Raw genomic sequence first — 26887 nt, forward strand, 5'->3', positions numbered from 1 at the left:
CGGTTACGCAATTCCATTCAGATTGATTCCCCGGATCAATCTGCTGTGTCATGTTTATAAACGATGCCGCCTTTCATCACGAAATCGACATCCATCAGTTCGGCTACGTCAGCCAAGGGATCACCATCAACGGCGATAATATCAGCGTATTTCCCGACTTCGAGCGAGCCAATTTTATCGAACATTTCGATGTGTTTGGCTGCTGTGATGGTCGCGCTTGTGATCGCTTCCATGGGGCTCATCCCAGCGATGACGAGATATTGAAATTCCTTGGCATTATCGCCGTGCTTTGAAACGCCCGAGTCTGTCCCAAACGCGATGGTGACACCATTTTCATAGGCCAAACGGGCCATGTCTTGCATGGCCGGGCCAACCTGACGGGCTTTTGCAACTGAGTTCGGCGGCAAAAATGTATTCGGGTCTTTGGCCCATTCTTCGACCGTTTTCCCGGCGAGGACTGTGGGGATTAAGACCGCATTGTTGCGTTTGAACAGACCCGCGGTTTCTGCGTCCATGAAGGACCCATGTTCAATCGAATTGATGCCAGCTCTTAAGGCCGCATCAATGCCGCCTTTATCATGGGCGTGCGCCGTGACCTTACGGCCCATTGTTCTGGCCGTGTCGACGATTGCTTTCAATTCGTCGTCCATGAGCTGCTGGCCTGTGCCCGCGTTGGTGTTTGACATAACGCCGCCTGTCGCCGTCACTTTTATGACGTCAGCACCGTTCTTAACGGCTTGGCGCACCGCACGGCGGCAATCCGCAACACCGTCACAGATTGTCGGGGACTTGTACAATTCCAGAATATCTGCCTTGAAACCATGAAAGTCGCCATGCCCGCCTGTCGCGGAGATTGAAGATCCAGCGGCGCGAATGTGCGGGCCGGGAACAAGGCCTTTCTTAATGGCGCGACGCAGGGCGAAAATTTCTTTCGGGCCGCCAACGTCTTGGACCGCAGTGAACCCCGCCATCAGCGTTGTTTTGGCATGAGCGGCGGCTTGTAGCGCGACATCGCCCGATTCCATTTTCACAACATCCTCGCGTGACCCGCTGTCGTTATCGGCGCGTAGGTGAACGTGACTGTCGATGAGGCCCGGTAAAACGGTCATGTTTTTAAGATCTATAATGGTGGCGTCCGCGTCGGCAAGAAAGCCCGCTTCGATTCCCATGACTTTGCCATCATCAATGATAATGGTTTGATTGCGCAACGGTGTTTGGCCGGGCACGGCAATGACGGTTCCGGCATGGATATAGGTCATGCCCTCATGGCCATCATCCTGCGCTAAAACCGGAGTCGCCATCATAAGGGCAGCCGCGCTAACGGCGGTTAAGGACGGTTTCAGAATAGACATAAAATTCCCCTCGAGTTGATCTTCGTTGTGGCTGTGCTGCCGCAAAGTAGGGCGCACGTCTAGTCACACAGCGCAAAAGCTGCGCCGAGCTTTGAAACGCATTTCAATTTGGCTCGGGCAGAAGGCTACGACGTTGCGAACATTGCCCGAGATTGATCAAATTTCGCCAGAGACATTTCTCAATAACATCGTTCCGGCCGGGTAACCGATTGTGATGCGCGGCGTAGTCAATCATTGGGCCGCTGTTACAAAAGCCACTGATACGGACGATTTATGCGATTAAATTCGCGCCGGCGCTGGTCCTGCCAATGTTTCCGTAATGCGTGCGAAGCCGTCAGTTGGTGGGCGGTTTTTTTAAGCGGACGATATGCGTCAGTTCAATTTTGACCAAGCCAAGATGAGTTTTTCGGCGTTCTTGGATCGATTACTGTCGGGGCGAATGGCGATGCGTTTTATATGGGCTCCACACCTGTCAACGAGGGGGTCCCGGGTTTGAGCGGGGACAGGGGCCTTTACGTTGTTTGCGCCGGAATAAGTTCGCAATCTTTACCCGGGTCCGATTGAGCTACGATGGCGGGACCGCAGGTCAGTATGGTTGACCTCGACGCGCCAGATTTTGAGCTATATCTGCGCTTTGCAGAGGCGCTTGCTTCCGCGCGCACGATGGAGCTTGGGCCCGGCGATGCGATCTATATGCCGCCGCTCTGGTAGCACCATGTTCGGGCGATGTCAGATTTTAATGTGCTTGTGAATTTCTGGTGGTGTGATCGTCTTGAGATCAGTCGTGAACCGATGGAAGCCTTCGTCCTGTCGCTACTCTCATTACGGCAGTTGCCGGAACCAGAACGCGACGCCTGGCGTGCCGTGTTTGATTACTTCATTTTTAAGAAAGACGGATTGCCGCTCGACCATATTCCGGACGAACTTAGGGAGTGTTAGGCCCGATCAATCCCCACAGAGCCAAGGCGATTTGGCAATTTTCACGGGCATGATGAAGTGAGAATACGAGCCTATAAAGCTTGATAGGCGATATCGGTGCGGAACTGCATATCCGACCATTTAATATCGTCACGGATCACACGATAAGCGAGATCAACCGCCTCTTTCAATGTTTCGCCGGACGCGGTGACGTTTAGCACCCGTCCGCCATTGGCTTTCAATTTGCCGCAATTGCGTCCGCGCCGTGTTCCTGCGTGAAAGACAACGACGTCGTCGCGCGCATTGGCCGTATCTATGCCATTGATGATCGTGCCTTTTTTGTATGAACCCGGATACCCTTTGGCCGCGAGTACGACATTGACAACAGGGTCCGTGAACCACGCGGGGGGCGTGACGGAATTGAGCCTTCCCGCTTCCGCCGCGACCAGAAGCTCAACCAAATCACTCTGCATACGGCGCATCACGACTTGGCATTCCGGATCGCCGAACCGAACATTATATTCGATAAGTTTCGGGCCTTCGTCCGTGATCATCAATCCCGCGAAGAGGATGCCCGTAAAGGGGGTTCCGTCCTTGGCCATGCCATCAATCGTCGGCTGAATGATACGCTCCATTGTCTGCGCAAAGACCGCGTCAGTGAAAACAGGGGCGGGAGTGTAAGCGCCCATGCCGCCCGTATTCGGTCCCGTGTCGCCGTCAAAGGCGCGCTTGTGATCTTGCGCTGCGATGAGCGGCAGCGCGGTCGTGCCGTCGCAAATGGCGAAGAAGCTCGCTTCCGCCCCGCGCATAAATTCCTCAATGACAACCGTGGTCGATGCATCGCCGAATTTACCAGAGAAGAACTCGTCCAATTCAGCCTCTGCCTCAGCGAGCGATTCTGGAATGACGACGCCTTTGCCAGCCGCTAAGCCGTCCGCTTTCAGGACATAGGGCGCGTCCATTGTTTTGAGATAGGCTTTGGCTTCTGACACGTCAGTAAACACGCCGTATTTTGCCGTCGGAATATTATATCGGTCGCATAAGTCCTTGGTGAAAGCTTTGGAGCTTTCGAGCTGTGCGGCGGCTTGTGTAGGTCCGAACACTTTGATGTCGCGCAGGACCAGCGCATCGACCAGACCCAGCGCCAACGGCTGTTCAGGCCCGACGACAACAAGATCATAGGCGCCGCTTTGGGCGAGCGCGATTAGCCCGGTCATATCGTCGGCTTTGACGTCGACCACATTGGCGATGGCCGCGATCCCGGCATTACCGGGCGCAACAGTCACTTCTGTGACCTGCTCGCTTTGTGATAATTTCCAAGCTAGCGCATGTTCGCGACCGCCTGACCCGATAAGGAGAATTCTCATGGGGCGCTCTTAGGGGAAGTGAGGGCTGGGGGCTATACGGTAGCGGTGATTGCAGGCTGAAACGCACAACAATGTCGCACAGCGACTAAGGTTACAGAAAGTCCCAACGCCAGTTCATCATTATTTACTGAAACGTTGCATGCCAGCAATAGGCGCGGTCCTAACGGGCGGCTTTTACTTCCCGACAACGCGCAAGAAACGGTCTTGTAAGGACGGGTTGGTTTTGAACTCACCCGTGAATTGTGTTGTGATGGTCGAGACGTTCGGGTGATGCACACCGCGTGTGCTCATGCACTGGTGAACAGCATCGACCATGATGGCGACACCGCGCGGCTTGAGCGCATCTTCAATGGCATCGGCGATTTGTGCCGTCATGGTTTCTTGTGTCTGCAACCGTTTGGCAAAAACTTCGACGACTTTGACCAATTTGGAAATGCCGACAACTTTGTCTGTCGGCAGATAGGCGACCCAGGCTTTGCCAAGGAACGGCGCCATATGATGTTCGCAATGACTTTCTACGTCGATTTCACGCAGGATCACCATGTCATCATAGCCGGAGACATCTTCGAATGTGCGGGACAATTCTTCGGCAGGATCAAGGTCATAGCCCCGGAACCATTCGCTATAGGCATTGATTACGCGTTTCGGTGTATCGCGTAGACCTTCGCGATCCGGGTCATCCCCGGCCCAAGCGATCAGGGTGCGCACGGCCTCCATCGCTGCGGCAGCGGTCGGGCGGTCGATTTTCGGTACAGATGTCAGTGTCGGCTTGCTCATGGGGGCCATATAGGGACCGATTTGGATCAAAGTAAGAAGCAATAACTGCCTATCCGTTATGCGATTGCGGGAAGTGATCGAATTCTGCTATCTATCGCTACGGGTCAGTTTGGGAACATTTTGGCCCGTGAACCCGTTGTTTAACCGATAAGACAGCGCATTATTCGGCTCAGTTTTGAGTCAATATAGGGTTGTTTTTGAAACATAAAATTTTGAAAGGACTCGAATGACTTATTTGAAAACGATCCTCGCGACTGCCGCTGCTGTGGCAATTGCCGCACCCGCATTTGCGGCTGATAATCATCAGGAAAAAAAACACGACCCTGACATGAAAGTCAAAGCCACGGCGACGATGACCGATGACAACGTCGCGATGATGAAAAAGAAGCAAATGGATGAAATGCGCAAAAAGCACATGGAATCAATGAGTATGGACACCAAAGCAGACATGCACATGAAAACCGAAGGTCATATGCACATTGATGGCGAGATGACGACTGATATGCATCCGTCCAAAGTGAACGACACGGTTGGCGAAATTCTGCAAGCTGACGGTGAGCCGAGTATACAATCAGATGATGATATTATTGTCGAAGATTACACCATTGAGGACGAGGAATTTCGCGCGGCCGATGATGATGGCATGATCGCTGATAATGCGATTGTTGTTCCCGGCTCAGCAGGGACAATTACGACAGTGACCTGTCCGGCGGGCACGACGGCACAGCCGGATATGACCTGTATGATTACGGGTGAATACGAACCCGATCTGGACGAATAATCGCACCATAAACACTAAAACGTTCGCAGAAATGTGAACCTGATTGAAAGCCTCGGCGCCTAGCGCCGGGGCATTTTTAATGGCGGGTTTGAGCGGCGTTAAAAATATGGAAAGTCTCAACTGCTAACAAACCCCATGTTGGCTTTTATCACGGGGATATGCTTCGGCTTGGCGTTGGGCTGGATCAGCTATATCAAGCATGCCTCGCTCGTCTCCGCATTCTTTATATATATCGGATCGGCATGTACCGTCTTTTACTTCTCTGTTGTCGTGCCAACGGCAACGGCGTCGGGCGTGATGGATATGGGGTTGCTGGAGTTCGTTGTTTACGCCTTAGACTTTTACTTTGGCGATTTTTGGTCATTGGCCATGAGCTGGATGATATTGGGCGTGGCTGTGGCGAGAATCTTAGCCGAGATCGGGTATAATGCGTTTGAGCCCGTCGATATTGACCCTGAAACGCGAGACGAGAGCCGCCGCCGAGTTCGCGCCGATATGAAATATTCAGACGATTATTTCGATTGATCGCAGCGGATTGGCGTGCTCGCCACGCGCCAGCGATTGATCTCCGCAGGCGTGAGCCAATGTATAGCCTCGGATCCAGCGGCGTCCGTCCTGAAATCATAGAAATCTGGATCAACCCCCATGTCGGTTAAAAAATCGCGCGACGCATTGCGGTGATTGTCCCACCACGCGTCTTGCGCGTCAAAACCGCCTGTGCCCCACGCATGAACGCCGACCATGGCGCCGCAAGCGACGGTACGCGTTGATCCGGCGAGGAATAAATCAACCGCGCCAGAGGCAATCCGCGAATCGGCGCGCAGTTCAGTTTTCAATCCGGCGCGGCGAATGCTGCGCGCCAGATGGTAATTGGACGTGAGGTCTTGTGTGCCCGGCATAGAGACAAAGACGAGCGTTTCGACGTCTGGGTGCTGCCGCATGAGCTTTTTCACGACGTCTTGGGATCGGCCATCGGTGAAGCCATAGCCATAGGCGCGTGAGCCTTCGACATCAAAGCGAAGCAGATCAGGGTTCGGCTGTTGCAGAACAATAGCCCCAAGAATCACGGCCGCCGCCGCGCCGAGCCCAATAAGGTCCCACCGCATTAATATTGCCCGCCGAGAAACCCGAACCACCGTCGGCCCTCACACGTGCCGTCGGTGAGTAAATTAAATTTCTTCAGATCATCGCGCGACAGAAAATAGAGGGATTTGTGCGGCGCGGCATCGCGCGCAAAGGCGTAGAACGCCGGGTCAACATCAAGAGAGGCGTGAAAGCGAGCCATCTGGTCTTCTATCGGATCAAACCCCAGTGTTCGCGGGCTTTCGCCAGCTGAGTCTTGCCAACTATGCACCCCGATTTGCGCGCCGCATTCCATGGTGCGCTGCTGCCCCGCGAGGAACAAATCAACGCCGCCCGACGCGATAAAGCTATTGCGTTCAAGATGAGTGTTGATGCCGCGCGCGCGGATCATCTGCGCGATGCGGGTGTTTTCGCCGAGATGTTTCGTGCCGGGAATATGTTTGAGCACGATCGTGTCGATTTGCGGATTGGCGTCAAGCTGCCGCCGAATATCATTGAAACTGTTCGCGTCGGTGCCGCCATAGGCATAAGCAACCGTATCTTCGACGACGAGATTGAGCCTCGCCTCGGGGTCGGGCTGGGGCAGGAGGGCAGTCCACACAAAAACGGCGACCAACAAGAGGGCGATCAGCCCTGCCACGGCTGAGTGTTTCGGTTTTGGGATCGGCTCGGTCCAACCGCGCTCCCAATCCGTCTCATCATAAGGGTTCCAAGCCATCGCGATAGAATATAGGGAGCCTCCCTATGCAGAACCAAGCCCACCCTCTGTCTTTGTATGACTCACTTAAACGTGAAGTCCGCCCATTTGTGCCGTTAAACGACCCGCCGACAACGGATAAACCCGTGACGATGTATAATTGCGGACCGACGGTTTATTCCTACGCGCATATCGGCAACGCCCGCGCCGCCGTCGTCGCCGACGTGCTGTTTCGTGTGCTCCGTCATATCTACGGCGACGATCATGTGCGCTACGCCCGCAACCTGACCGATGTGGATGACCGCATCATTGCGTCTGCAATGGAGCAGGGCGTTCCGATTTCAGAGATCACCGAGAAATACGCCCGCATTTACAATGAAGACCTCGCCGCGCTGAACTGCTTACCCCCGACGGTGCAGCCCAAAGCGACCGAGCATATTCAGGGCATGGCGGATATTATCGTCACGCTGCTGGAGAAAGATGCCGCTTATATCGCCGATGGCCATGTCTATTTCGACGTCACCAAGGACGAAGATTACGGCAAACTGTCAGGCCGGAAGATGGACGATAACCTTGCGGGCGCGCGCGTCGATGTTGTGAGCGCGAAACGCAATGCCGCCGACTTCGTGCTGTGGAAACCGTCGCCGGATGGTGAACCGGGCTGGAGCCAGCAACAGGTCTCGACCAGCTATTTCGTCGATTGGAAAAAATATAGCGACCATGATTTCGCGTCCGTGCCGGGCCGTCCGGGTTGGCACATTGAATGTTCCGCCATGGCCAAAGAAACGCTCGGCGAAACCATCGATATTCACTGCGGCGGCATCGATCTGAAATTTCCCCATCACGAAAACGAAATCGCGCAGTCAGAGACGTGCAACGGCAAGACGTTTGCGAACTATTGGGTTCACAATGAATTCCTCAACATGGGCAAAGAAAAAATGTCCAAATCCGTGGGGAACGTGGTGTTGGTGCATGACCTGCTGAAAGACTGGGACGGGGAGGTGATCCGGCTCGCGCTGTTAAAGGCCCATTACCGGAATGAGTTGATGTGGAGCGAGGACTTGCTGCGGGAGAGTAAGGCGCAGTTAGATGGGTGGTATAAAGCGATTAGAGATGCTGACGTCCACCCCAATAGATCAGCTCTTGTGGATGATAGATTTGCAGAAAGACTTTTTAACGACCTTGATACTGCTGAGGGAATTAGTTTCTTCGCATCGTTCAAAAAGTTCATAAACTTTTCTCGTCAAACGGACTATAAAATTGGTTCCCAAATTGAAATAAGTGGTTTTTCGAAGCCTACTCATATGGAAGAAAATGCTGCAGCAAATTTTGTAAAGTCTGCAAATCTTCTCGGTCTCCTCCAACGCGATCCCGAAGAGTGGTTCCGTGGCAACGCGTCCGAAGACGACAGCGCAGAGTTCGACGCTCTCGCCACCGCCCGCCATGCGGCACGGCAGGCGAAGGATTGGGCCGAAGCGGACCGCATTCGTGATGAAGGCACCGCGCGCGGGATTGTGTTTGAAGACAGCGCCGACGGCACGAGCTGGCGCAAGGCTTAAACGCCTTCTCCTCAGGCCGACTTGATCGGCCTGTCCATGGCGCAAACTTGGACCTGAGTGCGATGGCCTTAGTTTAAGCCATGGGCCCGCCGATCGAGTCGGCGGGACGGGGGAGTTTAGAGAGGTTGGCGCATCCTTCCGACCACGCTAAACCCACTCCATGTCTAACATCCAAATCCACCTCTTCCCCTGTCTTTCTGACAATTACGGCATTCTGGTCCACGACCCCGATAGCGGTCGCACGGCCTGTATCGACACGCCGGACGGTGAAGAAATCGCGCGCCAGTGCGCGGCGAAGGGGTGGGCGCTCACGGAAATTTGGAATACCCATTGGCATCCGGATCACACGGGCGGCAATATGCTGCTCAAGGACCGCTTTGGCGTGACGATCTATGGTCCCGGCCTGATTGAAGGCCGTATTCCCGGCATCGATATTAAGCTCGGCGAGGGCGACACGTTTGATTTTGGCGGCCATCCCGTGCGCGTGATGGAAACACCGGGCCATACGAATGAACACATCGTTTTATACCTCGCGGCCGCAGAGGCCTGCTTTGTCGGCGATACGATTTTTACGATGGGCTGCGGACGGTTGTTCGAAGGAACGCCGGCGCAAATGTGGGGCAGTTTCAGTAAGATATTGGCGCTGCCCGAACAGACAAAACTTTACTGCGCGCATGAATATACGCTCAGCAACGCTAAATTCGCCGTGAGTGTCGATGGCGATAATGCCGACGTGCTGGCGGCATTCGACCGCGCCAAAGCGATGCGCGCGCGCGGCGAGCCAACCGTGCCGACGACGGTCGCGGCGGAACGGTTGACCAACCCGTTTTGGCTGGCGGGGTCTGCAGAGGAACTGGGACGGCGGCGTAAATTGAAAGACGCAATGTAGCGACCTTTTTAGTCCAGTGGAGTGAAGTAGGGTCGCGCGCCCGCGCCTCTTATTCCTCTCCAGAGGCGACGTCCGACTCCGCATTCTTCACGTGGGTTTCAAACCAATCGACCATTTCCGCCAGTGTATGCAGGACCGATTCGCGGCCCCGGTAGCCGTGGGCCTCATGCGGTAGCATAACCAGCCGCGAAGTTCCGCCTGTGCCTTTAACAGCGGCGAACATTCGTTCGGATTGTTGCGGGAAAGTGCCAGAGTTATTGTCCTTGGCCCCATGAATCATCAGCATCGGTTCGTTGATCAAATTTGCGGACATGAAAGGCGAAAGTTTGAAATAGGTCTCTGGTGCATCCCAGAAAATCCGGCGTTCCGCCTGAAAGCCGAACGGCGTCAGCGTGCGGTTATAAGCCCCTGAACGCGCGATCCCGGCGCGGAAAATGTCGCTTTGCGCTAAGAGGTGTGCGGTCATGAACGCGCCATAGGAATGGCCCCCGACGCCGACCTGAACGCCGTCGCCAAAGCCTCTGCGGACGGACTCGTCAACGGCGGCTTGGGCTGAATCTACGATCTGTTCGATAAATGTGTCATTTACGGTTTCAGGGTCGGATCCGACCACCGGCATGGCGGCGCGGTCCATCACCGCATAGCCTTGTGTCAGGAAGAAGAGGTGTGAATAGCCACCGATCCGCGTGAACCGATGTTTCGAATCCCGGACTTGTCCCGCCGTTGCCGCATCGTTGAATTCGCGTGGATAGGCCCAGACGACGACAGGGAGTGTGTCGCCCTTTTCATAACCGGGCGGCAGATACAGTGTCGATGAAAGCTCGACCCCATCCTTGCGCTTATAGGTGATAAGTTCGCGGCTGATGTCTGTCAGTTCCGGATGCGGATCAGGAAAATCCGTTAGAAAGCGCGTGCTGTCAGAATTATGCAGGCGGTAGTTCCCAGGGAGGGCAGGGCTTTCATAATAGGTGACGAAGGCGCTGCCGTCATCAGCCGCCAGATCGACAATATATTCATATTCCTCACCTGTATTGCGCCACAGTTCTGTCGTCTCGAATGTGGCGAGATCGAACCGTCGCAGGAAGGGCCGAGCCCCGTCTGGCGATGCGCCATTGCCGGACAAAAACAACTGGCCATCATGGACGCGCGCGACCGAAAAGCCGGACTCGGTCAGCGTGCGAACCGGATCGCCGGGATCGGCATAGGCGTCTTGAACGTTTCGGACTTCAATGACGCGTGGCGCATGGGAGCCCATGACATCAATCAGCGCTGTACGAATTTCGCGTGTATCCCGATCATAGTCATAGGCAATAATGTCATCATCGCCGTCCAAGCCTATAAAACCTGAGAAACGGTCTTCGAAGGTGTGGAGACGGTTTGCTTCGTCCGTAAACGGGGAAGACAGGGTCATTAGCGCGTCACGGTGATCCGTCTTCATGCGCGGATCGCCGCCGTCTTGCGCTTCGGCCCACAACAGGGTGGCCGGTGCGGTCGGATGCCATGCGATATTGCGCGGACCCGTGACGACGCCTTGCACGGGCAGGCTGTCGGCAAGCGGTTGCTCGGCAATCACGGCGGCGGCCTCGCCATCCATGGTCCATACCGCCGTCGTTTTTGGGAAACGGGACCAAGGGACTTGATAGGAGAAGGGCTCGTTGATCCATTCCATGAGGATATAATCGCCATTGGGCGAAGCGGATGCGTCAATATAAATACGCGGCGTGCCAAGCGTTTTTTTGCGGCTTCCGTCGGGACGCATAATCACGGGCTGGCTCTCGACCAGCCATGTGTAGAGCGCCTCGTCATGGGGTGTCTTCAATAAATCCTGATAGGTCCGCGTCTGTGCGTCTTGACCGCCAGAGGCATCCTGTATGGCAGGCCCGGCGGGTGTCAGTGAGGCCATGGGCTTGTCGCCACGGTCTTTCGGAATGGTCAGCACAAGTAGGCGGCCATCGGGAAGCCAGCGTGGCTCCTGAAAAATCGGGTTGATACCGTCTTTCAAAATTTGGCGCGCTTTGGCCGAACGCGTGTCGAGAGTCCAAAGCGACATGCCATCGGTCGTTGTATTGGTGAAGACGACATAACGGCCGTCCGGCGACCAGCTCTGATCGGCAATATCCGCGTTGTCCGGCAAAACAACCTTGCGCACTGCGCCAGTGTCAATGTCCTTCAGGGACAGGCCGACGAAGTTTCGCGGGTTGAAATTGTCGTTGGTCGCCGCGTCGAGTCGCTGCCCCGCAAGTCGCTCCATGGTCTTCGCCAGTTCCGATACGGGCGGAAGACTTTCCCGTTCGAGTAGAAGGAGGTTTTTTCCATCCGGTGAGACGCTGACGGATGGCGCTGGCGGCCTCATGACAATATCAGCTATTTCAGCGGGCGGCAGGCGATAGCCATCGGCATGTGCGGGGCTGACGATAAGAAACGCCGCTGCCATCGATACCGCAATTGTGAAGGAACATTTTTTCATCACACTCACCTTCTTAAAACAGAATTTGAGTAAGAGTTTAGCAGCGGCAACGCATTATACGAGTGAAAATATAAAACGGCGAAGTGGGAACGCAAAAAAGCCCGCCAGCGGCGGACTTTTTTATACGATGTTTCTTAAGCCGGAAGACGCGTCCCGTGGGACGATTCCAAGTCGGGGACTATTTTTTAGCCCGACCCTTTTCCATGCCGCGACCCGTTGTGCGTTCAGCAATACGAGCAGACTTACCGCGACGTTCGCGCAGATAGTAAAGCTTGGCGCGACGGACACGGCCGCGGCGTTTGACTTCGATATCTTCGACGAGCGGAGAATAGACTGGGAATACGCGCTCGACACCTTCGCCGTAGCTGATTTTGCGAACGGTGAAGCTCTCGTGGATGCCAGCACCGGAGCGGGCAATGCAGACGCCTTCAAACGCCTGCAAGCGGGAGCGTTCACCCTCAGTAATACGGACCTGAACGATCAGCGTATCACCAGCGGCGAAATCAGGAATAGTTTTGCCCGATGACAAAAGGCGCTCGGCCTCATTTTTTTCGAGTTTTTCAATCACGTTCATAGCGACTCACTTTCTTGCCAAAGAGACTTAGGTCTCTGGGCTATTCTTTCGTTTCAGATGCGCCGCCCACAGATCGGGTCGACGCGCCTTCGTAATCTCTTCCATTTGTGCGCGCCGCCAGCGGTCCACGGCTCCGTGGTCGCCTGAGGTTAGCACGGCCGGGATTTCCCGACCTTCAAATTCGCGGGGCTTGGTATAGAGTGGATACTCTAGCAAGCCCGTCTCAAAACTCTCTTCTTCGAGGCTATCCGCGCTGCCAAGGACTCCGGGGAGTAGGCGCACGCACGCTTCGATCATGGCCTGTGCTGCAACCTCTCCGCCCGCAAGAACAAAATCGCCAATGGAGACTTCCTCCATATTGCGGCTTTCGATCACGCGTTCGTCGAGGCCCTCAAACCGTCCGCAAAAGCAAACAAGACCCGGCCCGGCAGCAAGCTCCCTCACGCGCTTTTGCGTCAAGGGCCGGCCCCGAGGGGTCATGTAGAGTAGCGGGCGGTCATCCCGAATGTTTCCAGTAGAGGAATCATCTGGGCAGACCACACTATCAATCGCCTTAGCAGAAACATCGGGTTTGAGAACGAGTCCCGCGCCGCCTCCTGCCGGAGTGCCATCAACAGTGCGATGCCTATTAACGGCAAAGTCGCGAATATCAACCGTCTCAAGCTGCCATAGGCCGCTTTTTTCAGCGCCGCCAATGATTGACGCCCCTAAAACGCCGGGAAAGGCGTCTGGATAGAGGGTCAGTACGGTGGCATGCCACGGAATAGGAGGAACGGCGCTCATGCGCGGGCCTGTAATGACTTGAAGGGAAATGGGGAAGGGCGATGAACGGTTGGGGGGTCCGTTCATCGCCCTTCGGGTAATCGCGAGGCCGGTAAGGGAGGGGAATCCGACGTCGCTCGATTCGTTATTAGCTGATATTGCTTCGCTGTGGGATCACAAGTCGGTCACAGCTTCGTTAGCAAGGCGTTAACCCTGATCCGCCACCGGGGACATTATGCGCTGCCTGATCGTCATCCCCGTAATATTTGGCCTTTCGGCCTGCGCGATGAGCACCGTTGGGCCGAATGCCGCTTTTCAACCGCAACCGGGACAAGGCCAATATGTCCGGCCAGACTGGCTCGTGCCGACTCCAAACCCGCGCTTGCCCGCTGTCGATACATGCCAATCGCAAATGTATCAGACTTTAGTGGGCGTGAATGAGGGCGCGATTTATATTCCCGGCCTGCCGGGTTTAAAACGCATCATTCGTCCGGCTGTCTTCGAAGGCCCAGAGAATGACTTCCTCAATGGGGAAATGATGGGCGATACATATGTCCAAGTGCAGACGTATCAGGCCGGGCAGCAACTTTACGCGCCGACGACGGCAAACATCACAGATCGAATCACAATCCGGCCTGAAAATGACGCTCGCCTTACGATTTCGCTCGATCGGGATGGCTATGTCGAGGAAATTACCTGCGGGTAGCCGATTTCACGTCATCGCTGCGCGTTTCGAACGGGCGCAAAACTCCAGCGGTGAATGGGCGTCGGGCCGAGGCGCTCAATGGCCGCCATATGCGCGCGCGTCGGGTAGCCTTTATGTTGTGCCAAGCCATATCCCGGATAGCGCCGGTCAGCGTCGACCATTAACCTGTCTCGTGTGACTTTCGCGACGATTGAGGCGGCGGCAATGCTCAGGCTCTTGGCGTCGCCTTTGACGATGGCCTCTCCGTCACAGTGTAAATCGGGCGGCAGGCGATTCCCGTCGATCAAGGCAAAGTCGGCGCGTAAGTCCCGAACAGCGCGACTCATGCCGACCATACTCGCCCACAGGATGTTCAATTCATCGATTTCCGGCGGTTCTATTACGGAAATCGAAATTTCTGCTGTCTCAAGCAAGGCGTTCAGCATTCGTTCACGGCGTACGGACGATAGGGCCTTGCTGTCGTTCAACCCTACGGGAATGGATGTCGCACGAAGGATGACTGCCGCGCAGACAACAGGCCCCGCTAAGGGACCGCGCCCAGCTTCATCCACGCCGCAGATGCGCGCATAGCCGCGCGACCTGACGGCGTCATAGTGCGCACGATCTGGACTCATGGGGGCGGGCGACCTTCGTAAACCTTGGCACGGGACCTGCAAAACCTTATGTTTGCAGGCCTTTCCGGGCCGACTGAAATTGAATACAGAGTCCTAACTGGATTTCCGCAGGAGACAACCATGCCTAATATGAAACTCACGGCAGTTCTGGCAATTGCCGGACTAGCCTTCTCAACAAGCGCTTTTGCACAAGACGCTGCGACACCTGACGCACCAGAGATCACAGCCGATGCAGAGACGCTCGCAACCGCTGAGAAAATCAATACGCCGTCAACGGAAGGTATCGTCACAGACGAAGCCAGCTGTACCTATGAAGGCGGTTCTGTCGAAACGCTTCAAGATGGCACAGCCTGTTTCATTCAAATTCGGGGCGAAGAAGCCGCGACACAAATTTATGACGGCATGGGCATGGGTGTCATTCGTTGTTCCGACAATGGCACATTCCCGAACGAAATTTCGTCTTTCAACGACAGCTACTGCTACGTTTATCTGACCGAGAAGACAGCCCCAAAGACTCGCGAAGAGCTTGAAGCTGAACTCGAAGCGATGACCCAACGTGAGCTCGAAAGCGCTAACTAGTCGCTCGTTGACATTTAAATGATCAAGCCCGGTCTGTGACCGGGCTTTTTCTTTGCGTGCAAGGTCGTTAAGTGCGCGGTGTGCTAACCGTCATTATTCCCACCTTTCAGGCCGAGCAGGCCCTTATGCGCGTGTTACCACAGCTGCTGGGCCAACGCGTCATTGTTAGCGACGGCGGATCAACGGACGATACGCTGACTTGTGCCGTGCGCGCAGGCGCGGTTCTCGCCGTTGGTGTGCGCGGGCGCGGCGCGCAGCTTAAACTGGGCGCGAAATTGGCGGCTCTGTCCGGGGGGACGGGCGATTGGTACTTATTCTTACATGCGGATTCGCAATTGCCAGACGGGTGGCGCGATGTCGTGCATGACGCCATGCAGCAGGACGCGCCGCGTTATTTTCGATTCAAGGCCGATGCGTCAGGACTGAAGTCTCTCTTTATGAACCGGATGGTGGCGCTTCGGTGTTGGGCGCTCGGACTTCCCTACGGCGATCAAGGCCTGCTAATTTCGCGCGCGCTTTACGAACGGGTCGGCGGGCACGCCAAAATGGCGTTGTTCGAGGATGTGGAGTTGATCGAACGATTGAAGAAAGTCGCCACAGTGCGACCGCTTCCACTGGCGCTGACGACGGACGTCTCGAAACATTGGCAGGATGGACTGTGGCGTCGCGGTCTTCGTAATCTCGGACTGCTCTGGCGCTATAAGCACGGTGCGACCGTGTCTGAGCTTCTGAAAGCTTATACAAAATGAGTCGTCCTCAGCTTTATGTCTTCGCGAAAAAACCCGGCATGGGCGCGGCTAAGACCCGTCTCGCGCGCGATATCGGGACGACACATGCACAACGGGTCTGCCGGGCCATGTCCGCCCAAGTCCTGCGCAATGTTACGGACCCCCGCTGGGGCACATCACTTTACGTTGCGCCAGCCAGCGCGATTGGGACTGTCCCGGCGTGGGACGGTATCCCGCAGCGACCGCAACCCACGGGGTCGCTCTCACCGCGATTGGCGGAAGTTTTTTCAGGCGCGAAGCGTCCGGTGCTAGTCATCGGAACAGATTGCCCGCAAATATCTGCGCGCGATATCGCCGACGCGATCAAAGCATTGCGGAAAGCGCCGTTCGTATTTGGACCGGCGAGCGATGGCGGGTTTTGGCTTATGGGGGCTGTCGCGCCGCTTAAACCTAGCGTGTTCGACGGAGTCCGCTGGTCGAGCGAGAACACACTCAGTGATCTTGAGGTGCGCTTGAACGGGTCCATTGCAAAACTCAGGACACTCACGGATGTGGATGATGCTGAGGGATTGGCGGCGTGGAAAACGGAACGTTAGTCCGCGTTCGTCGTCGCGTCATCAATCAAGGCAATCGTTGCATCAATGAGGGATAAATTCGCGCCTTTGCCATGACCGGGAACGACGGTTTGTGTCTCGGGATAAGTAGCTTTGGTCCAGAGCAAGCTGTCACGCCATTTCGGCAGGTCCGCATCTTCGACATTGCCAAGAGTTTCTGACCCTGCGCCGCGTACGGCACAACCCGCATAGAGAATTTTCTCAGCCGGCAGGTAGGCAATCAGGTTATCAGACGCGTGTCCGTGACCTGGGTAGGCGACTTCGACCCGGCCGACGAGAATGCGCGCTTGCGGGGCTTCTAGCGCTGCGACGGATGTGTTGGGCGCGGGCCATCCTGCGCGCGCGGCCAGCATCGGTGTGGTGGGATGCGTGAAGACTTCGATGCCTTCGCGTTCAGCGGCATCGACGCCTGCGGTGCGGTCGGCATGGTGATGCGTGACGATCATTTTTGTGACCGGCTTGCCCGTTTCCGCGCGGATTTTTTCCAGCAATGATACGGTCGCCAATTCGCCCCATGCACCATCAAGTAAAATGACGTCTTCTCCATCGACCACGACCATTCCATTGACGGGAATCGGCGATTGGCCGGGGAGGCGATAATTCGTCGTGTGCACCCAAACGCCTTCGGCAACCGGTGACAGCGTCACCGGATAATCGGCCTGAACTTGGGCCAGAAATGTGTCGGCGACTGGGGCAGGGTCGGCTGATTTTTGAACAGGCTCTGCCGCGTCATTGTTACAAGCGATTAAAAGCGCGGACGTAAGAATCAGAAGGTGTTTCACCGTAAGAACTCCAATAAGACGTGTCATGAAGGGACCTTATAGGGCGGGCTAGCAAACGACAGGCCAGCTGTCACGATAAGGCGGCGAGCGTCTCGCGCAATGTTAGTAAATCCTGCCAAGCCTCTGCTTTTAGCGCAGGCTGACGGAGCAGAAAGGTCGGGTGATAGATCGGCAGTGTCGGAATATCCGTGCCCTCAATTGTGAGGTTTTGCCATTGTCCACGGTTCTTCATGATGCTGGTGACGCCTGTCATGACGTGCATGGAAGTGCTGCCTGTGAGCAGGATCACCTTGGGTTTTGCTAACGCAATCTGGCGCATGACGAACGGGCGACAAAGGTCGAGTTCTTCAGGGGTGGGTTTGCGGTCATTAGGCGGGCGCCAAAAGCAGACATTCCCGATATAAACTTCGTCCTCGCTGAGTCCGATAGCCCCGAGCATTCTGTCAAGAAGATCCCCCGATCGGCCGATGAAGGGCTGTCCGGCTTGATCCTCGTCGCGGCCAGGGGCTTCCCCAATCACCATGAGGTCGGCGTCCGAATTCCCGCGCGCAAAAACGGCTTGGCGGGCCCCATCAGACAAGGCGCCCGCATCAAACGTGTCTAAGGCGGTTTTTAGGGCCATGAGCGTTTTACAAGTGGCGGCAATCGGTGCGGGGTCAGCAGCGGCAAAAGCCTTAGGGCTAGGGGCCGGTTTGGCGCGCGCCTCCGGCTTAGGCTTCGCCTGAACGCGCCGCACGGACCGGGTGAGCGGTATGTCGGGCGTTTCCACGCCTACACGCTCGTACCAGTCGAGCAAGGATCGGAGAGAGGGCTCCATATCGGCTTTATAGACAAGGTCGGCGCGTTTCGCTTGCCACTTATGCACAGGGTTCGCCAAAACAGGGGAGCAACTCAGTCGGGTGCGGCTATTTTCCCCGCTTTACCCACTTTAACGCAGGGTAAGCTTTTGATAACGGTTCGCCTAATGTTTCGTTTTGCCATAATTCTGACCCTTGCGCTTGCTGCGACGTGGTGGGTGCTGTCTGGATTTACGAAACCCTTGCTGCTGACACTCGGCGGCATCTCCATCGCGATCGTGTTGTTGATGAGTGCGAGGATGCGGATTTTAGATCGCGAAACGGCTCCTTATCTAACATTACCGCAAACACTGGCTTATTTCGGTTGGCTGTTTGTTGAAATCATCAAGGCCAATGTCGCGGTTGTGAAAGCGGTCATGTCACCCGATCTTGAAATTTCTCCGACCATGACGAAAATTCCGATCTCAGGTAAATCTGATTTGGCGAAAACCATGTTCGCTAACTCGATAACGCTGACGCCCGGGACTGTCGCGGTGGAAATGGCAGAGGATTATATCCTCGTTCATGCGCTTCTCTCCGAGATGAGCGATCCGGCGGATTTCGAAGAGATGAGTGATCGTTCGGCGTGGGCCGTTGGCGAGGACGAGTCTAATGGGTGATCCTATGCCCTATATCATGCTGGCCACAGCGCTGTTCCTGATCGTTGGGATGGTGTTGATGCTAACGCGCCTGATTGGCGGGCCCTCGCTGTATGATCGCTTATTGGCGGTCAATAGTTTTGGGACCAAGACCGTCCTGTTTCTCTGTGTGTTCGGTTTTATTATTGATCGTCCGGATGGGATTGATATCGCGCTTCTCTATGCGCTGATGAACTTTATTGCCACTATCGCCGTCTTAAAATTCTTTAGTTACAAAGCACTAGCCGTTGATCTGCGGGACGTTGCCGATGTCTCTACTGAGGAGGTCCAGTGATGTTCGCACAGCTCATCATGGCGGCGGAGCCGGTAGTCCATGAGGCTGCGTCGGCGAGTGTCGACTGGTCTGTCGTCTGGAGTTTTATACGGAATGTCCTGACTGTGATGAGCTTGGCGGGCGGTTTGTTTTTTGTGCTGGCGGGTGCGGTCGGCGTGATCCGCTTGCCGGACTTTTATACCCGTCTTCATGCGGCGGGTATGACCGATACGCTCGGCGCCGAATTGATCCTGTTTGGTTTGATCCTACAGGCGGATGGGTGGCAGGTGATTGCCAAGCTTTTGCTGGTCGCGTTTTTCCTCTTCGTCACATCCCCGACCGCCACCCACGCCGTCGCATACGCTGCATATAAAGCCGGCGAAAAGCCGTTGCTCGGACGCTGGCGCGCGCCGGCGTTGGAGGATGAGGCGTGATAGACTTGATCCAAATGTGTGGTTTTTACGGCATGAGTAGGTTTGAGTCGTGGCTCTGGAGCTCTGGTACAGGCAACGTATTAGAGATGATCCCAACGTTGAGCATTGTCATGCCTTGGGTCGCGGGCATTTTTATTTTCTATGAACTTTCCGGCCGTGGACGTGCATCTACGTGGCGATCAGATTTCATCAATACCGAAGATTTTTCTGTCCCCGATGAGGTCTTTTCATGATCCTCGCCCTACCAATCCAAGCCGCCCCAGCATCCCCGCTCATCTCGACATTACTTCTCGATATCGGCTTGCTCACTTTGCTCGTGATCGTCGCGTTCGCCATCGTCCGGATGCGCTCGCTCTTCGCGATTGTCATGTTGCAAGGCGTCTATTCGCTCGTCGCGGCGGCGTGGTTTGTCACGCTGGACGCCGTTGATGTCGCCTTTACCGAAGCCGCCGTCGGCGCGGGCGTTTCGACCGTGTTGATGCTCGCCGCCATGTTGCTGGCTGACCGAGAATCAAAGCCTATTCCGATGAACCGCCAGTGGGGGCCGCTTGCCGTGGTCATTATTGCGGGTTTAGCCATGCTATATGCGGTTCCTGATTTACCCGCCTATGGCGACGCCAACTCTGCTGCGAATAGCTATGTCGGGACAGATTATCTCGCCAAAACAGCGACAGAAGTCGACATGCCTAATGTGGTGACGGCGGTTCTCGCGTCTTATCGGGGCTATGATACATTTGGTGAAGCCGTCGTGATTTTTGCAGCGGGCTTGGGCGTGTTGTTGCTCCTCGGTTTGAACGGAAATGCTGGGCATTTCAGGGCCGATGTGAAGGGGCGACGCCTCTCGACGGCGACCGCGCCGTCCGGCTCTGCGAAGCACGCTGAGCCGGATGAGGTGAGCGGGGGCACCGCGCGCAATGCGTCGGGTGTCCCGCCTTCGATCACACAATATGGGGAGGGCACATTATGACGCCCGATACTCCAATCCGTGATCCGCACGTCATTCTGCGCGTTATCGCGAAATTCCTGATTCCGCTGATCGCTTTATTCGCTTTTTATGTTCAATTTCACGGGGATTACGGTCCCGGCGGCGGATTTCAGGCGGGTGTGATCTTGGCGGTATCCGTCATTCTCTACGCGCTGATTTTCGGGTTGGATGAAGCCAAGCGGGCGTTCCCGCCTGCGCTCATTCGTGTCGGGATGAGCCTAGGCGTGTTGCTTTATGGCGGCACAGGCGTCGTGGCGTGGATGATGGGCGGTGAGTTTCTGAATTATAGTGTGCTGGCGCATGACGCTATTCATGGGCAGCATTGGGGTATTTTGGTGATCGAACTTGGGGTTCTGACAACTGTGACCTCGGTCATGCTCGCAATTTTTTACGCGTTCGGCTCTCGCCAGCCCGAAATTAGTGATGAGGATTGGTAGCTTTGGATTACTTATTCTCACACTTTAATTATGTCGTCGTCATTATCCTGATGATGACGGGTTTGTATGTCGTTTTTGCGTCGCGCAATCTAATCAAAAAACTGGTCGGGCTCAGCGTGTTTCAGACATCCGTTTTTCTCTTCTATATCACGCTGGCCAAGGTCTCGGGCGGACAACCGCCAATCTTGGTCAAGGATAGCAGTTCTCCGACCGGCTATGATGATCACAGCGCCTATATCGATACGGTTCAATTGGCCGCGTCAGGCGTCAATTATGCGTTGCCGGGGCAAGGCAGCGAAATTCTATATTCTAATCCGCTTCCCCATGTGTTGATTCTCACGGCGATTGTTGTGGGCGTTGCGACGCTTGCGATTGGTTTGGCGCTAAGCGTGCGGATACGCGAAGTCTATCAGACCATAGAAATGGACGAGATCAGCGCACAGGACTTCCAATATAATCTGGAAGGTATCGACGCCTCCGATCAGCCCACTGACGATAGATTGACGACATAATGATGAGCTGGCTCTCTACTCATGGTGCAGCATTCGCCATCGTTCTGCCCTTGCTGATGGCCGCCGTTGTCGCGCTGTTGCCGTCTGTTCGCCGATTGGCGTGGGCCGTGGCGACACTGGTTGCTATCGCTGTCTGCGCGACCGCCTTCATTGTCTTGCAAACACAAATAGACGCTGGTGTTATCGTCTATGAAATGGGCGGCTGGGCGCCGCCTCACGGTATTTCTCTGCGCTTGGACGCGGTCAATGCCCCGATCTTACTCCTGATTGCTGCGATGGGCGTGCTCTCACTTGTCTATGCGGAGCCTGCGACCCATGCGGAAGTGGAGCTTAAGAAACGCGGACCCTTCTACGCCGCGATGCTGCTCTGCATTGCCGGGCTGATGGGCATGGTTGTCACGGGCGATGCGTTTAACGTCTTCGTCTTCCTCGAAGTGAGTTCAATCAGCGGATATACGCTTGTCGCCATGGGCGCGAACCGGGATCGCCGGGCTTTAACAGCCGCCTTCAATTATTTGATCTTGGGCTCTATCGGCGCGACGTTCTTCGTCATTGGCGTTGGCTTCCTCTACGCAGAAACCGGAACGCTGAATATGGAAGACATGCGCGCTATTCTCGCAAATCTGGATGGCGGGTCACGAGTCGCGCAAGTGGCGTTCGGCTTTATCGTTGTGGGCCTTGGTTTAAAGCTCGCGATGTTCCCGCTGCATACGTGGTTGCCGGGTGCCTATGCCTATAGCCCGACGATGGTGACGGCGTTCCTCGCATCGACGGCGACCAAAGCGGCGCTCTATCTGCTCTACCGTTTTTGCTTCACCGTCTTCGACCCAAGCTTTGAGTATGTCGCAGTGGTGTTGACCTATGTCGTGACCGGGTTGGCTGTCACAGGTATGATTTTCGCTTCGTTGCAGGCCTTTTTCCAGACCGATGCGCGGCGGACCTTAGCGTTCTCCTCTGTGGCGCAGGTCGGTTACATGTTGCTCGGGATAGGCATTCTCTCCGTGGCTGGACTGGCCGGGAGCTATTTGCACCTGATCAATCACGCCGTTGTCAAAGGCGGCTTGTTCCTCGCACTCGGCGCGATGTGGTATCAATTCGGGATCACCCGCATTAGCGATATGGCGGGTCTGTCCAAAACTATGCCGATTACAACGGCCGCATTCACCGTTCTCGCATTCAGTCTCATCGGTGTGCCGTTTACCGCCGGATTCGTGTCCAAGGTCGCACTGGCCGAAGCCGCGGCTGAAAAAGGCTGGTGGTGGGCTGTCGCCGTCATCATGGTGACGTCGATCATCGCGCTTTTCTATATGGGCCGCATGATGATGGTGGCCTATTTCAGTCCACCACCCGCGGAATGTTTACGTGAGGACGGTAAAGTTCTTCGCCGCGAAGCGCCCATCTTGATGCTCATCCCCTTGGTGGGCCTCGCAATGATGTCCATTCTGATTGGTCTGCGCGGGAATGTCATCCTGACGGATATTTCTGAGAACGCGGCCCGAGTCCTCATTCCCGGAGGCGGGCTATGAGCTACGGTCCTGAAATGGCGCTCGCGCTCATGATGCTCATCCCGCTCGCCGCGGCGGTGCTCATTCCGATTGTTGGCGGGCGCTCGCCAAACCTACGCGAAGCGGTGACTTTTATTGCGGGGGGGCTGCTGCTCGCCAATGTCATCTATCTCTGCAACCTTGTGTCTGCGGGGCAGCGTCCAGAGCTTTTGATCGGCAGCTTTGCCGGTATGTTTGAAATCAAATTCAAGCTGGAACCGCTTGGCGCGGTCTTTGCCGCCATTGCCAGTTCGCTCTGGATCGTGAATTCCATGTTTACGCTGGGCTATATGCGCGGGAATAAGGAACAAAACCAAACGCGCTTTTATACGTTCGTCGCGATTGCGATTGCCTCGGCCATGGGTATCGCCGCGTCGGCCAATCTGATCACGCTGTTCATATTCTATGAAGCACTGACGATTTCAACCTTTCCGCTCGTGTCGCATAAGGGTGACGCCAAAGCCCGGCGCGGTCTGACGATTTATACGCTGATCCTGATGGGTACATCACTGGGACTTCTGCTTCCGGCCATTATTGGGACGCAGGTCATTGCGGGATCGACGGACTTTGTTCTTGGCGGTGTGTTTGGACCGGATGTCTCTTTGTTGGCGACGTCTGTTCTGCTCGTCTTGTTCGCTTTCGGGATTGGCAAAGCCGCGCTGATGCCTGTCCATCCGTGGTTGCCAAACGCGATGGTCGCACCAACACCTGTTTCGTCGCTGCTGCATGCCGTGGCGGTTGTGAAGGCGGGCGTGTTCACCATGCTCAAGGTCGTCGTCTATACGTTTGGCACTGATCTGACCCAAATTACACCGAGTTCGAGTTGGCTCGCTTACATTGCGGCTTTCTCTATTATCGCAGCCTCCGTAATCGCATTGCGGCAGGATAATCTAAAAGCAAGACTGGCCTATTCGACCGTGTCGCAACTATCTTACATTACGCTTGGCGCGATGTTGGCGACGTCGTGGGGAGTCTTGGGTGGGGGTCTGCAAATCGTGATGCATGCGTGGGCGAAGATTACGCTCTTCATGGTCGCCGGTGCGATTTACACAATTGCGCATCGCACGAATGTCAGCCAGCTCGACGGTTTGGGCCGTAAATTGCCGTGGGTGTTCGGGGCGTTCCTTGTCGCGTCCGTTAGTCTCATTGGTATTCCACCCTTTGGCGGCTCGTGGCCGAAATTCTATCTCATGTGGGGGGCGCTCGACTCGGGTAAGGCCGTTTTGATGGGCGCGTTGATCATCTCGTCCTTGCTCAATATTCTCTACCTCATGCCGATTGCCATTCGCGGCTTTATGAAGCCTTCCGCGGATCCAGCTGCCGATGACATCATCGCGCTGGAAGCCCGTAAACATCGTTGGGTCGTTATCCCACCCGTGTTGACCGCGTTCGGCACACTGGTGCTGTTCTTCGCGGCGCCGTGGATTATTCAATTCTTGGAGCCGATCCTATGACGACTCCCAATACCCATCTGGACGACCCGCATCACGCGGATGACGTTCATCCCGCCGCCAAGCCATTTCTGTTCCTTGGTGATACCAAGGTGAAGCGGAACTTCATCTGGTTCCCGCTTGGGGGCTTGATTATCGCCTCCATTTTGGGAGTCATTCATCCGCAGAAACATCCGGCTCCGTTCGAAATGATCGGGGATTGGCCCATTCCGGGTAGCTGGGCGATCTTCGGGTTTCTCGCTTATAGCTTTATCGTTTTCATGGCGCCGGTTCTGTTTCGCTTGCTCGCGAAGCCGGAAAATTATTATGGGGAGGGCGGTCTGCCTGATCCAGCCATCTCGACTGATCCTGACGTGACAGGGGTTCCGCATCATGATTGATCTTTACCAGATCAACCCTGGTCTCTGGGTGATCCTCGCAGGACTTGTCTGCGCGTTGATGCCGGCCAATTCATTGCGCAAAGTTCTAGCCATTGCCGCGCCGGTCTTTGCTGCCGTGATGATTTTCAATATTTACGACAACACGGAAGTTTTGGCGGGACAGTTTGAAATTGGCGGCGTGACCTTGACTACACTTCGGATTGATAATCTCTCTGTCGTCTGGGGTTATCTCTTCTGTCTGGCGGGCTTGATCAATGCGATCTACGCGCTGCATGAAAAGTCATGGATCACGGATAGTTCGGCGCTCGTTTATACGGGCGCGGCGATTGCCGGGGTTCTCGCCGGCGATATGCTGACCTTATTCTTGTTCTGGGAACTCACAGCGATTTCTTCGGTCTTTCTGGTGTGGCAGGGCGGGCAACATGCCTATGCGGCGGGCGTTCGCTATCTTGTTATTCAAGTGCTGTCCGGCGTTTTGCTACTGGCGGGCGCGGTGATCTATGCGGGCTCAAAAGGCGGTGATTTCACCTTTGGTTATATTGGCCTCGACGCGCCGGGCGCGTGGTTGCTGCTTATTGCTATGGGCATCAAAGCGGGCTTCCCGATGTTGCACATGTGGATGCAAGATGCCTATCCGAAAGCGTCCATTACTGGGACAGTGATCCTCGCCAGCTTTACGACCAAATTTGCGATCTATGCGTTGGCGCGGGCGTTCCCGGGGACTGACCTTCTGATTTGGATCGGTTGTGCAATGACGATGTTCCCGGTTTTCTTTGCTGTGATCGAAAACGATTTGCGGCGCGTTCTATCCTTCTCGCTCAATAATCAGCTTGGCTTTATGGTGGCCGGGATTGGTATCGGGACGACGATGGCCATGAACGGTGTTGTTGGACAAGTCTTCGTCCACGTCATCTTTAAGGGCCTGCTGTTTATGTCGATCGGTGCTGTTATGTACCGGACGGGAACGGCGAAAGCGTCTGAACTGGGCGGACTGTTCCGGAGTATGCCCTATACGACCGTGCTATGCCTCATTGGGGCGGGGTCGATTGCGGCCTTCCCGATGTTGGCGGCTTTCGTGACCAAATCGATGATCCTGACGGCGGCGCTGGAAGAACATCTCTGGATACCGTTTGCGATGATGTTATTTGCCTCCGCCGGGGTGATGGAACATTCGGGCATCAAGGTGCCGCACTTTACCTTCTTCGCGCATGATAGCGGGCGACGGGTCAAAGAAGCGCCATGGAACATGCTTGTCGCGATGAGCTTGGCGGCCGTGCTCTGTATTGTGCTGGCGTGGCCGTGGGGCGGATATCAGTTGCTCTATTCCATCATGCCCTATGAAACGGACTACAGCCCTTACACGTGGGATCATGTGGTCTTCCAACTTCAGCTTCTCTTCGCCGCGATCTTCGCCTTCACGCTGTTGAAGCGTTACAAATTCTACCCAGCCGAACGGCGGGCGGAAATTGTCGATGCTGATATTCTTTATCGCCGCGTCGGAAAGAGCATCGCGATTTGGGGAGACGCAGTCTGGACCCGATTATCTGTGCGGATGAAAAGTTTGCGGGCCAAGACAGCGGGTCACATCGGGCGTCGGCTCTATCATGCCTTCTCTCCGGCCGGGGCACTCAGTCATGCGGCACCCTCGGGCCTTTCCTCCGTTCTTATCGCGGCAGTTTTGATCCTTGTGCTAATATTTGCCTATGTCGCAGGAACCTAACCCGCACGATCCCATCCTCGCGATGAGCGCAACTGTGCTGGCCGCCTATGTCGGTCATCATGACGTCGCTCAGGGCGATCTGCCCGCTTTGGCGCGAACGATTTACCAATCACTTGCGAATGCCTCAGACGAAGAAGCGGTCACTGTTGGCAAGGGGCCAGCCGTGCCCATTGAGAAATCGATCACAGATAGTCATTTGATCTGCCTCGAAGATGGCAAACGGTTCCAGTCGCTCAAACGCCATCTTCGGGTGGCCTTTGGTTTAACGCCGGACGCTTACCGAGAAAAATGGGGCTTGCCGGATGATTATCCGATGGTGTCACCCGCCTATGCGCGTCGCCGATCCGATCTGGCCAAGCAATCTGGGCTTGGAAAATCAGTCTAAAGCTGTCGCCTTTGGCCAGCCCACGTGCCTGGCCCAGCCTAA

At 55.5% G+C, this 26887-nt stretch carries 32 protein-coding genes; 21 read left to right on the forward strand and 11 right to left on the reverse strand.

What is annotated here, in order from left to right; all coding sequences use genetic code 11:
• Positions 1 to 35 precede the first annotated feature (35 nt).
• Positions 36 to 1352, reverse strand: coding sequence for a metal-dependent hydrolase family protein (locus tag IE105_RS11070; RefSeq protein WP_189498429.1), 1317 nt, complete (start codon positions 1350 to 1352; stop codon positions 36 to 38).
• Positions 1353 to 1922: 570 nt separating this feature from the next.
• Here IE105_RS11070 and IE105_RS11075 point away from each other — a divergent pair.
• The gene (locus IE105_RS11075) at positions 1923 to 2063 is read left to right on the forward strand and encodes a cupin-like domain-containing protein (protein WP_189498431.1); all 141 of its coding nucleotides are present in this window, start codon (positions 1923 to 1925) and stop codon (positions 2061 to 2063) included.
• A 15-nt stretch (positions 2064 to 2078) separates the two neighbouring features.
• The gene (locus tag IE105_RS11080) at positions 2079 to 2291 is read left to right on the forward strand and encodes a hypothetical protein (protein ID WP_189498433.1); all 213 of its coding nucleotides are present in this window, start codon (positions 2079 to 2081) and stop codon (positions 2289 to 2291) included.
• Positions 2292 to 2362: 71 nt separating this feature from the next.
• On the opposite strand, the gene purD is transcribed toward IE105_RS11080, so the two are convergent.
• Both purD and folE read right to left on the reverse strand, forming a co-directional pair.
• Positions 2363 to 3637 (reverse strand): phosphoribosylamine--glycine ligase, encoded by a 1275-nt coding sequence (gene purD / locus IE105_RS11085; RefSeq protein WP_189498435.1) that lies wholly within the window; start codon positions 3635 to 3637, stop codon positions 2363 to 2365.
• A 174-nt stretch (positions 3638 to 3811) separates the two neighbouring features.
• A complete protein-coding gene (gene folE / locus IE105_RS11090; RefSeq protein WP_233354115.1) occupies positions 3812 to 4414 on the reverse strand; it encodes a GTP cyclohydrolase I FolE in 603 nt (200 codons plus the stop codon).
• Between the two features lie 226 nt (positions 4415 to 4640).
• Between folE and IE105_RS11095 the strand changes: the two genes are divergently transcribed.
• Complete coding sequence (locus tag IE105_RS11095) at positions 4641 to 5195, forward strand: hypothetical protein (RefSeq protein ID WP_189498437.1); 555 nt, start codon at positions 4641 to 4643, stop codon at positions 5193 to 5195.
• 135 nt (positions 5196 to 5330) lie between these two features.
• The gene (locus IE105_RS11100; RefSeq protein WP_189498439.1) at positions 5331 to 5720 is read left to right on the forward strand and encodes a hypothetical protein; all 390 of its coding nucleotides are present in this window, start codon (positions 5331 to 5333) and stop codon (positions 5718 to 5720) included.
• Here IE105_RS11100 and IE105_RS11105 read toward each other — a convergent pair.
• Both IE105_RS11105 and IE105_RS11110 read right to left on the reverse strand, forming a co-directional pair.
• Complete coding sequence (locus tag IE105_RS11105) at positions 5708 to 6301, reverse strand: alpha/beta hydrolase (RefSeq protein ID WP_189498441.1); 594 nt, start codon at positions 6299 to 6301, stop codon at positions 5708 to 5710. The genes IE105_RS11100 and IE105_RS11105 overlap by 13 nt on opposite strands.
• Positions 6301 to 6996 (reverse strand): hypothetical protein, encoded by a 696-nt coding sequence (locus IE105_RS11110; protein ID WP_189498442.1) that lies wholly within the window; start codon positions 6994 to 6996, stop codon positions 6301 to 6303. Before IE105_RS11110 ends, IE105_RS11105 begins: the two co-directional genes overlap by 1 nt.
• Before the next feature lie 26 nt (positions 6997 to 7022).
• On the opposite strand from IE105_RS11110, the gene cysS reads away from it, so the two are divergent.
• Positions 7023 to 8534 (forward strand): cysteine--tRNA ligase, encoded by a 1512-nt coding sequence (gene cysS, locus IE105_RS11115; RefSeq protein ID WP_189498444.1) that lies wholly within the window; start codon positions 7023 to 7025, stop codon positions 8532 to 8534.
• Between the two features lie 160 nt (positions 8535 to 8694).
• Entirely contained in the window at positions 8695 to 9423 is a 729-nt protein-coding gene (gene gloB, locus IE105_RS11120; RefSeq protein ID WP_189498446.1) for a hydroxyacylglutathione hydrolase, read from the forward strand.
• A gap of 49 nt (positions 9424 to 9472) precedes the next feature.
• Here gloB and IE105_RS11125 read toward each other — a convergent pair whose 3' ends face one another.
• The 3 genes from IE105_RS11125 to trmD form a co-directional block, all read right to left on the reverse strand.
• Positions 9473 to 11890 (reverse strand): prolyl oligopeptidase family serine peptidase, encoded by a 2418-nt coding sequence (locus IE105_RS11125; RefSeq protein WP_189498448.1) that lies wholly within the window; start codon positions 11888 to 11890, stop codon positions 9473 to 9475.
• A gap of 178 nt (positions 11891 to 12068) precedes the next feature.
• Complete coding sequence (gene rplS, locus IE105_RS11130) at positions 12069 to 12464, reverse strand: 50S ribosomal protein L19 (protein ID WP_189498450.1); 396 nt, start codon at positions 12462 to 12464, stop codon at positions 12069 to 12071.
• Between the two features lie 27 nt (positions 12465 to 12491).
• Complete coding sequence (gene trmD, locus IE105_RS11135) at positions 12492 to 13247, reverse strand: tRNA (guanosine(37)-N1)-methyltransferase TrmD (RefSeq protein WP_189498452.1); 756 nt, start codon at positions 13245 to 13247, stop codon at positions 12492 to 12494.
• 214 nt (positions 13248 to 13461) lie between these two features.
• Here trmD and IE105_RS11140 point away from each other — a divergent pair, with 214 nt between their 5' ends.
• On the forward strand, positions 13462 to 13932 hold the full coding sequence (locus tag IE105_RS11140; protein WP_189498454.1) for a hypothetical protein: 471 nt from the start codon (positions 13462 to 13464) through the stop codon (positions 13930 to 13932).
• An 11-nt stretch (positions 13933 to 13943) separates the two neighbouring features.
• On the opposite strand, the gene rnhB is transcribed toward IE105_RS11140, so the two are convergent.
• A complete protein-coding gene (gene rnhB, locus IE105_RS11145; RefSeq protein WP_189498455.1) occupies positions 13944 to 14546 on the reverse strand; it encodes a ribonuclease HII in 603 nt (200 codons plus the stop codon).
• 120 nt (positions 14547 to 14666) lie between these two features.
• Here rnhB and IE105_RS11150 point away from each other — a divergent pair, with 120 nt between their 5' ends.
• The 3 genes from IE105_RS11150 to IE105_RS11160 all read left to right on the forward strand — a co-directional run bounded on the left by IE105_RS11150 (position 14667) and on the right by IE105_RS11160 (position 16449).
• Positions 14667 to 15125, forward strand: a complete 459-nt coding sequence (locus IE105_RS11150; RefSeq protein ID WP_189498457.1) for a hypothetical protein — start codon at positions 14667 to 14669, stop codon at positions 15123 to 15125.
• Between the two features lie 80 nt (positions 15126 to 15205).
• Positions 15206 to 15874 carry a glycosyltransferase gene (locus tag IE105_RS11155; protein ID WP_267904681.1) on the forward strand — a complete coding sequence of 223 codons (669 nt, stop codon included), beginning with the start codon at positions 15206 to 15208 and terminating at the stop codon, positions 15872 to 15874.
• The gene (locus IE105_RS11160) at positions 15871 to 16449 is read left to right on the forward strand and encodes a TIGR04282 family arsenosugar biosynthesis glycosyltransferase (RefSeq protein WP_189498461.1); all 579 of its coding nucleotides are present in this window, start codon (positions 15871 to 15873) and stop codon (positions 16447 to 16449) included. Before IE105_RS11155 ends, IE105_RS11160 begins: the two co-directional genes overlap by 4 nt.
• On the opposite strand, the gene bla is transcribed toward IE105_RS11160, so the two are convergent.
• Together bla and IE105_RS11170 are read right to left on the reverse strand one after the other, a co-directional pair.
• Positions 16446 to 17276 (reverse strand): subclass B1 metallo-beta-lactamase, encoded by an 831-nt coding sequence (bla, locus tag IE105_RS11165; RefSeq protein ID WP_189498463.1) that lies wholly within the window; start codon positions 17274 to 17276, stop codon positions 16446 to 16448. The two genes, IE105_RS11160 and bla, sit on opposite strands and share 4 nt — an antisense overlap.
• Positions 17277 to 17319: 43 nt before the next feature.
• Positions 17320 to 18114 carry a uracil-DNA glycosylase gene (locus tag IE105_RS11170; protein WP_233354117.1) on the reverse strand — a complete coding sequence of 265 codons (795 nt, stop codon included), beginning with the start codon at positions 18112 to 18114 and terminating at the stop codon, positions 17320 to 17322.
• A 99-nt stretch (positions 18115 to 18213) separates the two neighbouring features.
• Here IE105_RS11170 and IE105_RS11175 point away from each other — a divergent pair, with 99 nt between their 5' ends.
• From IE105_RS11175 to IE105_RS11225, 11 genes are all read left to right on the forward strand, one after another.
• Positions 18214 to 18705 (forward strand): Na+/H+ antiporter subunit E, encoded by a 492-nt coding sequence (locus tag IE105_RS11175; RefSeq protein WP_189498465.1) that lies wholly within the window; start codon positions 18214 to 18216, stop codon positions 18703 to 18705.
• The gene (locus IE105_RS11180) at positions 18698 to 19018 is read left to right on the forward strand and encodes an MrpF/PhaF family protein (RefSeq protein WP_189498467.1); all 321 of its coding nucleotides are present in this window, start codon (positions 18698 to 18700) and stop codon (positions 19016 to 19018) included. Before IE105_RS11175 ends, IE105_RS11180 begins: the two co-directional genes overlap by 8 nt.
• Entirely contained in the window at positions 19018 to 19431 is a 414-nt protein-coding gene (gene mnhG, locus IE105_RS11185; protein ID WP_233354118.1) for a monovalent cation/H(+) antiporter subunit G, read from the forward strand. The genes IE105_RS11180 and mnhG overlap by 1 nt, the downstream gene beginning before the upstream one ends.
• 229 nt (positions 19432 to 19660) lie before the next feature.
• Positions 19661 to 20398, forward strand: coding sequence for a DUF4040 domain-containing protein (locus tag IE105_RS11190; RefSeq protein WP_189498469.1), 738 nt, complete (start codon positions 19661 to 19663; stop codon positions 20396 to 20398).
• Entirely contained in the window at positions 20395 to 20853 is a 459-nt protein-coding gene (locus IE105_RS11195) for a Na(+)/H(+) antiporter subunit B (RefSeq protein WP_189498471.1), read from the forward strand. Before IE105_RS11190 ends, IE105_RS11195 begins: the two co-directional genes overlap by 4 nt.
• Positions 20854 to 20855: 2 nt before the next feature.
• On the forward strand, positions 20856 to 21365 hold the full coding sequence (locus IE105_RS11200; RefSeq protein WP_233354119.1) for a cation:proton antiporter subunit C: 510 nt from the start codon (positions 20856 to 20858) through the stop codon (positions 21363 to 21365).
• Positions 21365 to 22891: a monovalent cation/H+ antiporter subunit D family protein gene (locus tag IE105_RS11205; protein ID WP_189498473.1), complete on the forward strand. Its 1527-nt coding sequence runs from the start codon at positions 21365 to 21367 to the stop codon at positions 22889 to 22891. Before IE105_RS11200 ends, IE105_RS11205 begins: the two co-directional genes overlap by 1 nt.
• Positions 22888 to 24363 (forward strand): proton-conducting transporter transmembrane domain-containing protein, encoded by a 1476-nt coding sequence (locus tag IE105_RS11210; RefSeq protein ID WP_189498482.1) that lies wholly within the window; start codon positions 22888 to 22890, stop codon positions 24361 to 24363. Before IE105_RS11205 ends, IE105_RS11210 begins: the two co-directional genes overlap by 4 nt.
• Positions 24360 to 24740: a hypothetical protein gene (locus IE105_RS11215; RefSeq protein WP_189498484.1), complete on the forward strand. Its 381-nt coding sequence runs from the start codon at positions 24360 to 24362 to the stop codon at positions 24738 to 24740. Before IE105_RS11210 ends, IE105_RS11215 begins: the two co-directional genes overlap by 4 nt.
• Complete coding sequence (locus IE105_RS11220) at positions 24733 to 26460, forward strand: Na(+)/H(+) antiporter subunit D (RefSeq protein ID WP_189498486.1); 1728 nt, start codon at positions 24733 to 24735, stop codon at positions 26458 to 26460. The genes IE105_RS11215 and IE105_RS11220 overlap by 8 nt, the downstream gene beginning before the upstream one ends.
• On the forward strand, positions 26444 to 26845 hold the full coding sequence (locus IE105_RS11225; protein ID WP_189498488.1) for a Ros/MucR family transcriptional regulator: 402 nt from the start codon (positions 26444 to 26446) through the stop codon (positions 26843 to 26845). The genes IE105_RS11220 and IE105_RS11225 overlap by 17 nt, the downstream gene beginning before the upstream one ends.
• Positions 26846 to 26887: the final 42 nt, after the last annotated feature.

Origin of the sequence: Algimonas arctica (assembly GCF_014652695.1) — a bacterium.
Lineage (GTDB): Bacteria > Pseudomonadota > Alphaproteobacteria > Caulobacterales > Maricaulaceae > Litorimonas > Litorimonas arctica.